This window comes from Brevibacillus sp. HB1.3 (assembly GCF_013186635.1).
Lineage (GTDB): Bacteria > Bacillota > Bacilli > Brevibacillales > Brevibacillaceae > Brevibacillus > Brevibacillus brevis_D.
The window spans coordinates 1-11,407 of sequence record NZ_JABMIT010000021.1 but is presented as its reverse complement, the minus strand read 5'-3'; the positions used below and the strand labels follow the sequence as shown (position 1 = coordinate 11,407).

General features: G+C 41.1%; 11 protein-coding genes and 2 pseudogenes. 6 read left to right on the top strand and 7 right to left on the bottom strand.

The window, feature by feature from the left end; genetic code table 11:
- The first annotated feature begins 220 nt into the window (after nt 1–220).
- Together HPY31_RS28310 and HPY31_RS28305 are read left to right on the top strand one after the other, a co-directional pair.
- On the top strand, nt 221–781 hold the full coding sequence (locus HPY31_RS28310) for a hypothetical protein (RefSeq protein ID WP_172143276.1): 561 nt from the start codon (nt 221–223) through the stop codon (nt 779–781).
- Nucleotides 782–906: 125 nt separating this feature from the next.
- Nucleotides 907–1,266: a sigma-70 family RNA polymerase sigma factor gene (locus HPY31_RS28305; RefSeq protein ID WP_012685634.1), complete on the top strand. Its 360-nt coding sequence runs from the start codon at nt 907–909 to the stop codon at nt 1,264–1,266.
- A 900-nt stretch (nt 1,267–2,166) separates the two neighbouring features.
- Here the strand turns inward: HPY31_RS28305 and HPY31_RS28300 are convergent.
- On the bottom strand, nt 2,167–2,919 hold the full coding sequence (locus HPY31_RS28300) for a hypothetical protein (RefSeq protein ID WP_172143275.1): 753 nt from the start codon (nt 2,917–2,919) through the stop codon (nt 2,167–2,169).
- Nucleotides 2,920–3,140: 221 nt separating this feature from the next.
- On the opposite strand from HPY31_RS28300, the pseudogene HPY31_RS29265 reads away from it, so the two are divergent.
- Nucleotides 3,141–3,983 (top strand): annotated as a pseudogene (locus HPY31_RS29265) (recombinase family protein); the annotation flags it as partial.
- A gap of 394 nt (nt 3,984–4,377) precedes the next feature.
- Here the strand turns inward: HPY31_RS29265 and HPY31_RS28290 are convergent.
- The 6 genes from HPY31_RS28290 to HPY31_RS28265 all read right to left on the bottom strand — a co-directional run bounded on the left by HPY31_RS28290 (nt 4,378) and on the right by HPY31_RS28265 (nt 7,696).
- On the bottom strand, nt 4,378–4,710 hold the full coding sequence (locus tag HPY31_RS28290) for a DUF2834 domain-containing protein (RefSeq protein WP_172143274.1): 333 nt from the start codon (nt 4,708–4,710) through the stop codon (nt 4,378–4,380).
- A gap of 115 nt (nt 4,711–4,825) precedes the next feature.
- Nucleotides 4,826–4,963: a hypothetical protein gene (locus HPY31_RS28285; RefSeq protein WP_172143273.1), complete on the bottom strand. Its 138-nt coding sequence runs from the start codon at nt 4,961–4,963 to the stop codon at nt 4,826–4,828.
- A gap of 102 nt (nt 4,964–5,065) precedes the next feature.
- Nucleotides 5,066–5,413, bottom strand: a complete 348-nt coding sequence (locus tag HPY31_RS28280) for a hypothetical protein (protein WP_172143272.1) — start codon at nt 5,411–5,413, stop codon at nt 5,066–5,068.
- A 181-nt stretch (nt 5,414–5,594) separates the two neighbouring features.
- Nucleotides 5,595–6,182 carry a DUF421 domain-containing protein gene (locus HPY31_RS28275; protein ID WP_172143271.1) on the bottom strand — a complete coding sequence of 196 codons (588 nt, stop codon included), beginning with the start codon at nt 6,180–6,182 and terminating at the stop codon, nt 5,595–5,597.
- 209 nt (nt 6,183–6,391) lie between these two features.
- On the bottom strand, nt 6,392–6,772 hold the full coding sequence (locus HPY31_RS28270; protein ID WP_172143270.1) for a DUF1259 domain-containing protein: 381 nt from the start codon (nt 6,770–6,772) through the stop codon (nt 6,392–6,394).
- 456 nt (nt 6,773–7,228) lie between these two features.
- The gene (locus HPY31_RS28265) at nt 7,229–7,696 is read right to left on the bottom strand and encodes a hypothetical protein (RefSeq protein WP_172143269.1); all 468 of its coding nucleotides are present in this window, start codon (nt 7,694–7,696) and stop codon (nt 7,229–7,231) included.
- Between the two features lie 618 nt (nt 7,697–8,314).
- Between HPY31_RS28265 and HPY31_RS28260 the strand changes: the two genes are divergently transcribed.
- From HPY31_RS28260 to HPY31_RS28960, 3 genes and pseudogenes are all read left to right on the top strand, one after another.
- On the top strand, nt 8,315–9,505 hold the full coding sequence (locus HPY31_RS28260; protein ID WP_172143268.1) for a hypothetical protein: 1,191 nt from the start codon (nt 8,315–8,317) through the stop codon (nt 9,503–9,505).
- A 213-nt stretch (nt 9,506–9,718) separates the two neighbouring features.
- A complete protein-coding gene (locus tag HPY31_RS28255) occupies nt 9,719–11,218 on the top strand; it encodes a recombinase family protein (RefSeq protein ID WP_172143267.1) in 1,500 nt (499 codons plus the stop codon).
- 33 nt (nt 11,219–11,251) lie between these two features.
- A pseudogene (locus HPY31_RS28960) lies at nt 11,252–11,407 on the top strand (RNA polymerase subunit sigma-70); the annotation flags it as partial.

Genomic DNA, 11,407 nt, shown 5'->3' with positions numbered 1-11,407 from the left:
CTTATGAAGAACAAGCAGCAAGCTATGACAAGTGCGAAAGGCATGAGGAAGACAAAGAGCTGGAAGAATAAAGTACCCGATTCGATCGACACAGCGCCAAAATCTAGCATGGGTGATCACTCCAATATGTTTAGTTTGTATATGCTAATTTGTTTGGATTATTGTACCAAAAATATTATATTTTAGAAATGTTGTAATTAAAACAAATTGGGAGGCTCATATGCCTGACAAATTAAGAAACTTAGTTGAATACACAGAGGTGTTCACTGAAAAATGGTTACATTCTCAATTAAGTCAGAAGGAGATTTACGTAATCTATCTTCCATTGGATAGCGTTTTAATTGTCGAGGGTAGACTGAATCAATATGTTAAGCAAGGCGGCTTTACGGGTACCTTGGTATTTGCTCCAAGAAAACAATTTACGTCATGGGAAGATGCGTTTGTAGGTGTCTTTAAAAAGTATGTCCATCATTGGGAGAGTTGGTCTGATCTTTATGGGGATAACTTCTCAAAAGAGGAGGTCGTTCATGTTTTACATACCTATATTTTTCCGCAGTATGTAGATCCAAATCAAATGAAACGCATGAACAGTACAGTGTACATGGAAAACTTGAATAAGGAACTGAGAGAAGATGGTGTGTCTGAGGATTTTATCCAATTTTTACAACCGCAATTAAGTAATCTTGAAATTGTTTCGATAAAAGACGATTGGGATGACCATGCGGTTTTTGGAATATCTGACTCGCTCGTGTTCATTTACCTTCGTATAATCAGCCACTAACCGTTCCGTCTTTGTAATAATGAACGTTTCGCTTACTCACTCGGTTATTTTAGCGTACATGCACATATAGGCGACCGCCCACATAAGGATAGAAGTAAGCTATTCCAGACGTGGAGGTGGCAGCCATGTCCAGCATTATCGCGGCGCTTTCCCTTGTTTTTAAAGAACTACTCGTTTTTGTGGCTTATGTCAAGAACAATGCATTCCCGCAACCGCTTCAGGACACCGAAGAAGAAAAGTACCTCCGACTCATGGCCAAAGGCGACCCTTACGCCCGCAACAAGCTGATTGAGCACAATTTGCGTTTGGTGGCGCATATTGTGAAGAAATTCGAGAACACGGGTGAGGACAGTGAAGATCTGATTTCCATCGGTACCATCGGCCTGATCAAAGCAATCGAGAGTTATCAGGTGGATAAGGGCACCAAGCTGGCTACGTATGCTGCGCGTTGTATTGAGAATGAGATAGTAATGTCAAAAGGGTAGCTCATGGGATGTAGTCATATGAGGAAGGGGACCTACATATTGATTGAGTTCACTTTTAGTAATCAGTTTTACTTTTTTTGCAACAGTTAAATTCGGATTTTCGGCAAGTAACAGTTGATCTTTATTAAGTGGATGGATTAAGTACCATTTCTTCATTTAAACTGTTGGCGACGAATAGCAGCAATAATTAAAGGTGGAATTGAAGCGGTTAGTTCTATGTAATAAAGCATTTTGGCGACCATCAGCCTGTTTATTATTATGAAATAGATTAAATATAGTGGTGTGAAAATAATTGCAGTTAAGTACATAGTTAAAATGATATTAATACAGTTTTTTTATCGGTAAAGTGTATACTGATGCTATAATGTTAAAATTTATTAACGGAGGTTAGCGGAGGTAAAACTTTGGCACAAGTAGAACCGAGAGTGTCCGAGAGTGTGAGGGTTGTTCTGGAAAAAGGCAGTTTTGCTAGGAGAAAGATCGCAAGTATGTTGACAATCAGTCGAAGAAAAAAACTCGAGTTAAACTGCAAATTGGCGGAAAATGGCATGTTGCGCTCTCGATTATTCGTTGAATATATCATGCCAACTAAATGATGGCGTAATGTAATCAAAAAAATTCGGAGAGTCCAAGAATAACCAATTTAATGAAAAAAATAAACCCAATTGTAATTACGTACTCAACAATTAAATGTAAAACCTTTGGTGGTTTTTCTTGTTTAGTGAAAGTATATTTAAATACCATAAAAAGTGCTATACCCATAAAAATAGCTAAAGGTTCCTTCATCATGTGTGCTCCTTTCAAAAAATAGAAGAGATGCAATAATTGCATCTCTTCTATTTTTCGCATATTGCAGAAAATTCCTTTAAATAATATATTCCGAAACAAAGTATTCGTCAATCATACAGTCCATTGTGTAATCGATACAGTTCCAGATGGATCAATAACAAATCTCCAACGATATTTCCATGTGTTATCTTTCCCGCTGGTACTAATATAGACAATAGATTCGTTAGTTCCGCTTGAAGGAACTGGAGTAGTGAAAATCGCGCTGTAAAGTGGGATTTGTTTTGATGTCATATAAGTGGATGAGGCGATAGCAAAATCACCGAAACCAAAAGGTTGTTCCTTGTTTAACTTGTTCAAAAGCCTAGCCATGTACGGGATTTTTTTTACGATTTGGTACGAAGCAAAAGTACCAAATGCATTGTTCCAGTTTGAGGTAAATACGCCAGTAACCTCATTCATCCATGTTTGTGTCCAATTCTGTGTATAGTAATACATGTCTGGTCTTTGAAAAATAACTAGCTTTCCATTCTTAACGGTATACTCCAAGGGCATTCCTGCATTGTTAGTCATGTTAGTTGTTATTTTGAGTGGACTATCATAAGAACAACCATGGCAATCAGGATCTTCTTTAAGAGGGCCTATCGAAGCACGTATATCTATACTATTTTTCCAAGTTGTATCCACAAAAGTCTTTTCATTGAACTTTGGCAAGTCATCATCAGCTTTTATATTTTGGGGATTGTGACTGTTTACATATTTTGTTATCTCTTCCTTGTTACCTTGATGGATTCCTTCGGCTGATGCTGATGTCAAACTGGTTAGAGATACCATTATGCTAAGCAATACAGGAAGTAGTTTTTTCAATTTAATCACTCCTAAGTAAATAATTGGTAAATATACCGATTGGTATAACTGGTTTTTTCTGTATATTCAAGGATGTATTATTATTTTTAATTATTAATATAATTCTGTTGCTTTGCATATCATAAAGTCATATTATCTGCGAAATCTGGTGAAGAGTGTTGAAAAAAACCTACTTTTGACAAGCTGTTGTTGCATACCCTCTGACAGGAGGGAGAAGCCGTATCGGAATATATGCTAGGGTGAGTACAGAGGAACAAGCCAAGAGCGGGTTCAGGTTCAGGCTCGACGATCAGGTAAGGGAATGCAGGAAGAAAGCAGCGACGAGTGAAGCCGCCGAGTACACAGATGATGTATCAGGCGAGTTCCTGGATCGTCCGGCTCTCTCCAGGCTAAGACAAGATGTGAAGGATGGAGTTATAACACAAATCGTTTGTCTTGACCCAGACCGATTATCTCGTAAGCTTATGAACCAGTTGCTTATTACAGATGAATTTGACAAACGCGGTATAGAGCTTGTGTTTGAAAATGGTGAATATGCCAAAACTCCAGAAGGACAGCTTTTTTATAGCATGCGCGGTGCAATTACTGAATTTCAGAAGGTAAAAATTAATGAGCGTATGAGTCGAGGAAGAAGAGGAAAGGCAAGGTCGCGTTCTCCGAGACTTTCAGATATATGGATGCAGTTATGATATTGAGAAAGAACAGATCGTAATAAATGAAGCTGAAGCAGCAGTAGTACGGCTTGTGTTTGATTTGTTTACTCAGCCTAACGAGCTAGTTCAAGGGAGCAACGGTATAGCTACCAATAAAGGGGTCCCTACAAAACGCGGTGCAAGCGTATGGCATCGTCAGGTCGTGCGACAGATGCTGATGAACGAAGCATACGTGGGAAGATTTTATCAGAACAAGTGGAATACAGAAGGGATGCTTGGCAACCAGTTTCGCAATTGGATGAGAAAGTCCGTATGAAAATGCACCCAAAAGAAGACTGGATATTACTGCCCTGCCCATCGATTATCGACGAAGTAAAATTTGAACATGCCCAGCGACTAATTAAGGAATCCATCGAAAATCGAATAACGAAGGTAAGGCAGACGACCGCTACATTAAAGAACACTCCTTTTCTTGGAGCGTAACGTGGGAGGATGGGCAAAGAAGAACCCACCCTATAGCACATTATGGGTGGGAGTGGGAAGCGTTACCCTGCCTAGGGCTCACTCTTTAAGGATTCAATCCAATTAGCATGACAGGTATCGCACACTAGTTAGTTGCGACCCTGCTTACCTTGGAAAAACGTGATTTGACGACCGCTGTCCGTTTCACATTCACAGTAATAACAGCGATATTTCTCCAATACGGCCCCTCCCTGAAGAGTTTTTCAAGAGTCACGATAATTATTCTCTCTATTTATGTTGTAATCTAGCACACTAGGAATTTTTAAAATCATCAACAGCTCAATTATGTGAAATCAATTCGTTTACGACCTTCTATTGTTTTCTGTCTAAAGTAAAGAAACAGAGGAAAAGAAAATGATAGACCAACTGTTAAAGTTGCGGCGATGTAAATCCACCAATGCTTCATGTGATGCTTTCTAACTTCTTGAAAAAGAAATACCCAGAAAATGAAGCATGAGATAAGAAAATCGGTTGCAAAAAACGAAGAAATGTCGTTTGCAAAGAGTTCCGATGTAAAAAGATTGATATCTATTCCATTTGTACGAAGGAACGGAATGAAATAACTGTAAGGCAAGACTGCCCCCAAAATTGCCAGTAACAAATATAGGTTTTTCATTCTCAACTTTCCCCCCTTATTTTTGGAGATATTATACAGTAGGTAAAGAGTCCACTTCAATTTGTTTGAGAGTAAACTCTTTACAATTTAGGGAATTTATATATTGCTCAAAATGCTAAATACCATGGTGAACAATACTGTAGTTTTCATGAAAAGCCCGTTCAGCAATAGCTGCCAATGCAGATAGGGTTTTAGTCAGATCATCTCTGGTGCAATTCCACTTCTCATAGTCACCATTCCCATTCTCATCCATAGCAAAGCCTCCGATAAGCTGGAAGGTTGAAGGAGCCAGAGAAAACAGCCGCGACCAATTGAAACAAATTAAGGTTTTCGTTCATATAATCACAATGCGTACTTAGTCAATGACGAAGAAATCGTCAAAAATCTCTCCGTCAAGATTGAATAGTAGTTTATACCAGCCAAGTTTCTTGTTTTTAAAAACGATTGGAATGTATGAGGCAACGTAATCAAATCCGTATGAGATACCCTCATATGTCATATTTTCATCCCATCTATCGATGAACATGGCTACTTCTTTTAGCGATATGGTTAAATCTTCGGTCTTAAAATCAACACCGAATACAGAATGGAATTCCTCAGTCTCTTCACTTTGGTAGCTCCAAAAACTTTCCCAGAACGAATGAATCGACCTAGTTTCGACTTCATGTGTGAGGCACCATTGTTTTAAGAATCCACTGTTCAAAAAATCACGACCTTTGGTAATTTTTTACCCTTAATTTACCACAATAGTTATGGAAAAAAGCCCTTTAATAAGGGCCCGTAAATAAGATGAGTATCTGTACCGAAAACAACATCAACCCGAATGCCAGCTGAGTAAGGGGTGAGTGGAAATCTTGCCGCCCTGGTAAACTGTGAATGCGTGCTTACTGGAGATTGGTTGGGTGTGGATTTTGATGCCCGTATTTCATTTCTGAAAAAATGTTATTTGGTGCCAAGTGCTCCGTATGCGGTATCCGATTCTCAAGAATATCAATTAACCGCTGAATGTCTTCTTTCGTTGCAGGTTGCTTTTCCAATTTAAGCTGATATCCTAAGTTCCCACTAACCTCAATTGTAGCCCATTCAACGTCAGAGAAATTTGAGATTCCAGCTTGTCGTAGTCTCATTTCAAGCTTGTCAGCTGTTAGCCTGAGCTTGCGCATGTTACTTTCAACCAATTGCCCATTTTCAATTACAATTACTGCCTTCCCCGTAATAAAAGTTTCGAATCCATTAGATTTAATCTCTAGGAATTCCATCAATATCATGACCACGACCAAGACTGCTGCTAATAGAAAAGTAGGCCAGTAACCATTACCAGTAATAGGTTGGATGATCAAAGTACCAAGCCCGATCATCACAATTACTTGGGCCATCGTCATTTGAGAAATTGATTTTCTACCAGCAATTCGCAGGAGAAGGGTACCGAGTACAATTACACCTACAGATTCCCATATCAGAGTCCAACTCATGTGAATACCTCCGCATTCATGATGGTATAGGTTGCCCAATTGGCAGGAAAAGTTTACAAGCCACTCGATTTGTTAAATGGGGAGGAAAGACGATGCAAATATGTAGTAAGGAGATGACTAGGCAAGACAACAATCGATGTGCGAAACGATAGTGGCAGACAATGAAAAAGGCGCTAAGGCATTTGTACGCTTAGCGCCACGAGGATTGGTTATTTCAGTACATTCAAAGCCCGCCGTAGTTTCTTTGCAAACTCTATGGGTGGCTCAACAGATTCAATATGCAAATACATGAGACGTGGCTTATCAAAGAGCCAGTGATTGTGTAGGGCAGAAACGATAAACCCTTCTTTACGAACAGCGTCAATAAACTTTTGGACTTCGGTTTGCAGGAGTGTAAATTCACCTGTATTCAAGGTGTTGCCTTCTTTGTCGAGGGATTCAATGGTAATTTCGTGCTCAGTATCATATGGCTTGCCCAAGATTGTTGCATTGAGGTTTCGCTGAATCGTGATAGAACAACTATCATTTGACATGCCTGTCCCACCCAGAATTTTGGCTATACGATCGCATAAGCTTTTCGGTATCTTCAAGTGTAATCCTCCTTTTCTTGTTTTCATACATTCTATGTAAAACAGAATAAGAGGTTCTGGACAGGGTGAAAAAAGGGTGCATGTACAAGTGAAAGGATAATAGCAAAGAGATTACTACAAATGATTACACAACAGACAAATTGCTCGTCGTATGCGAAAAGTGGCTTATGACACACTGAAAAAAATAAGATAGCCATCACCTCACTAACTTTTGAGAGGTGTAAGGCTATCTTTTTTATGATATGGGTGGAAATATAGCGATGTTGAATTCAGTGTAGGTTGGATGATGATGAGCGAAGACTTGAATATAATCTACGCCCAGACATTGAAAGATGCGTAGAGTCTGGGGATCGTACGATTTAATCTAACATTACAAATTGTACAGTTGCAAAGCAAGTGAATTAGAGGAACTGCTTTGTCCAACGTTTTAGCAGCCCTCTAAATCTTGCTAAAATTCTACCACCAAGGACGCTCACTCAAGGCAATGATATATTTCACATTGGGGTCAACTCTTATTGCATCTTGGGAAGAAACATGTATTTTAATTTTTTCGCCAGCGGGCAAATATACATAATAGGATTCGCGCCCAGTATCTTTAAACACTTGATGTGCTGGACCACCAACACTCATATCACGAATCATATAGTCTAGGCTGCGATTTTGATAGGTGTCGAAATTAACATAAAATGCTTTGGCTTGGCCTGTGTCGTTTGTCCATTGAAAATAGTCATGATCCATTGGTCTATCAAAATCTGGATACACTTTGTAAAAAGTACCTTCAAAACTATCACCAATTCCTTGAAAATAATTCGGTGAGTCAAAACTATCAGGCTCTCTGGCATCACCCATAGCGAATGCTGAAGATGACATCGAAAGTAGGCAGGTCGTAAGTCCAAGCGTTGAAATCAGTTTCTTTAATTTCATAAATGTAACCTCCCGAAAATTTGGTAAATACCTTTGTAGTTAATGGTGATTGCTGTCTCTCCTGTGCAAATGCAGGTATTGCTAAAGTCAAAAGTGCCAGTGTTGCTAAACTAGTCAGAAACTATTCCATCGAAAAACACTCCTTCTTAATCTTATTTCTACCTGCCCTCAGATGAGAAGCAAGCTAACGGGAGAGTGGACTTGGTAGTCGACATTCGAATGTAATCAATAACACATATTTTCCATCTTTTCCCATTTGTTTCAAAAACATCATATCATGCGACTTTAAATAATACAACTGTATTGTTTTGGGATTGTTTTCGGCAGGGGTCTCCACCTCGAGCCAAACCTTATTCTAAGGACGGGCAGGACCAACATAACGATTATGAGAATACACCGATCCTGTCAGAAGTGTGCAGATTTACCTTCTGCACCACCTCTTATAACCTGTGACCGCAATTGGTATAAGGATTGGCTTGCGGGAGAGAGGCCAGCCCAAAGGTTGGGTATATCAGGGTAATTTTGGTTTAAATGTAACTTTATTAAAAATGGTTCGTCAAACAAATGTATTTGCAAACCCCCGATAAACATGTGCCCCACTGAGGAGGTAACAAATCCATGAAAAAGGTTGTGCTCATCGCTGCAATGACAGCCGTTTTGTCTGTCGGGCAGATCGCCTATCCCATTCAAGAGGTGGGAGCGGCAACGGCTACCTCTTATCGCATTTCCTACAAAATGCCCACGGTCAATACGTTGGAAGAAAAAGAAGTTTTTCATGCTCTCCTAAAAGGTGCGCTTAAGATCAAAAATCCGCATCCGGCCAGCACCCTGGACAAAAACAGAAAAAGCCTCACGGAAATCGTCGGCGATCTTAACGGTACAGACACGCCGCGCGGGTTCATGATCGATCAATTCGTCGATTCTAAAAACGGGTATTTGTTTGCCCTGTACAATGAGATCGGGATATTGGATCCCGTCTATCCCCAAGGCTACGATCCGGCCGCCATCAGCAAGCAAATATTGGAGCAGGAAGCATCTGGTCAATGGGCAGGCGATCTACGGCGAAAGCGGGGAGAGATGGAACTAAAAGCACGGATAGACGCACTTGTCCAAGCGAGGTACGTACAGCCTGAGGAACTGAAAGACCAACAGCTTACGAAGCAATTTGTTGCGGAGACGTTGTACCGCATGTACAAAAAAGTTAGGCCTTTTAAAGGGAGTGTAGCTCCCAAGGACAGCCAAAGTGAAGCAGTCCGTTGGGCAGTAGAGGTGGGAGTGCCGGAATTCCAGGTCGATGCAAAAGGGTATGTGTATCCGCAAACGCAGCCGTTCTACACAAATTCGCTCGACTTCATCCAGCTGTTTTTGCCGAGTAAAAAAACGGCGGCTGGATGGGAGTATTTTCAATACGAAGTCAATCAAGACATGCTGCTAGGGGCCGTGCACAACTATTCGGGCCAATTATTGTATGTAAACAACAAGCCGTTGTCCTCTCATCCCAACTATGTGATTCTGTCTAAACTTCCAGAGACGAAGAAGGCCGAAACGCAGCTTAGCGCCTCTCTTACACCTAAAGTATTGGAGATGGTTGAACAGGTCCGGCGAGAAGTCCAAAAACCGCGCGTGTGGGACTGGCGAACAGACGTAATCCGGCATCCTTCCTTTACCAAACTTGTGAGCGAGTACCGGAAAACGAAGAGCCAAAAAGCACTGAATCAGGTCTATGAAACTGTCAAGGCACGCTATAATTTATTCGATCGGCAGGACTCACTGCAGGTCATAAAAAGCGTCCTGGATCATATTCGGTGAGTTTTCGACAACACTACACCATCATCAAACAAAAGCACCCGTGTGGTGCTTTTTTCATGTTTCTTCACTACTTTTGACAAGCCGTTCGCGCATATCTTCTCGACAGGAGGGGATGAACGGTGCATGTAAAGATGATACCGGGTATTGCTACTGACAGTATTCGTTCCGCCTGTTATCAGTATTTATTAGGAAAATACAGGAGGGAGAAGCCGTATGATCGGAATATATGCCAGGGTGAGTACAGAGGAACAAGCCAAGAGCGGATTCAGCCTCGACGATCAATTAAGGGAATGCAGGAAGAAAGCAGCGACGAGTGAAGCTGCTGAATATGTTGACGATGTATCAGGCGAGTTCTTAGATCGACCGGCTCTCTCAAGGCTTAGACGAGATGCGAAGGAAGGACTCATTACGAAGATCGTTTGTCTGGATCCCGACCGTTTATCACGCAAGCTTATGAACCAGCTGCTAATTACAGATGAATTTGATAAACGCGGGATAGAACTCGTATTCGTGAATGGCGAATACGCCAAGACTCCAGAAGGACAGCTCTTTTATAGCATGCGTGGAGCTATAGCAGAATTCGAAAAAGCGAAAATTAATGAACGAATGAGTCGTGGAAGAAGAGAAAAGGCAAGACAGGGCCGCGTTCTCCGTGACTTTCAAATATATGGATACAGCTATGATTCCAAGAAGGAACAGATCGTAATAAATGAAGCAGAGGCAGCAGTAGTGCGACTCGTATTTGATTTGTTTACTCAGCCCAACGAGCTCGTTCAGGGAATGAATGGGATAGCTGTTTATTTAACCAATAAAGGGGTTCCTACCAAGCGTGGTGCTAGTGTGTGGCATCGTCAGGTGGTGCGACAGATGCTGATGAACGAGGCGTACGTGGGGAGATTTTATCAAAATAAGTGGAATACGGAAGGAATGCTGGGTAATCAGTTTCGCGAGCCAGATGAGAAAGTCCGTATGAAAATGCGCCCAAAAGAAGAGTGGATATCCTTGCCCTGCCCATCTATCATTGACGAAGTAAAATTTGAACATGCCCAGCGACTGCTAAAGGAATCCAGAAGGAGATGGGCAGGCCGGAGCTTCACCGAGTACCTCTTAAGTGGCCTAGTACGTTGTGGGTCCTGTGGAAATACGATGTCAGGAAGAAAAGCGAAAAACTGGAGCCGCCATGTATTTGAGTATACGGACGTTAAGAATACAGCAGGTGCAAAAAATAAGGGATGCGGTCGCCGTGTAAGATGTGAGCAATTGGACAATCAGGTTTGGGAAACGGTACGTTCATGGCTGAACAATCCAGATGAGATAGCGATAGCGGTTGAAGAAAAGGTGGAGACTCCATTTGAGCAAGTAGAGCTGGAACGTTTGCAAAAAGAAATCGAAAAAACGAAAGCAGGACGCAAGAGATTGCTCAAATTGTTTGCATCCGTTGAAGAAGACATAAGCGAAGAAGATATACGGCAAGGGTTAAAAGAACTGAAGGAAAAGGAAGATAAACTGAATCAGCGCTTGAACGAGCTACATGAACAAGCGAAACGACAGATCGACAACGAATATAGCCGAAACTTGATCCAGAAAGCTGCTGACTATTATTTATCAAAAGCACAGGATGAACTTTCGTTTGAGGATAAGAAAGAGCTGATCCGTCATGTAGTAAGGGAAGTTAGAGTTTATGAAGAGAGCTTGGAGATATACACGTTCTAAATCCGTTTATGCACTTCTTTTGACATTTAGATTGAAATCCTCATGCATCTGAGAAGTCTGAAAAAAACCAAAAAAGATGTTTCCTTGCACGACCCAATCGGGACGGATAAAGAAGGGAATGAAATCACCTTAATTGACGTCCTTGGTACTGAAACCGACGAAGTGGTCGACGCTGTGCAGCTCAAGCTG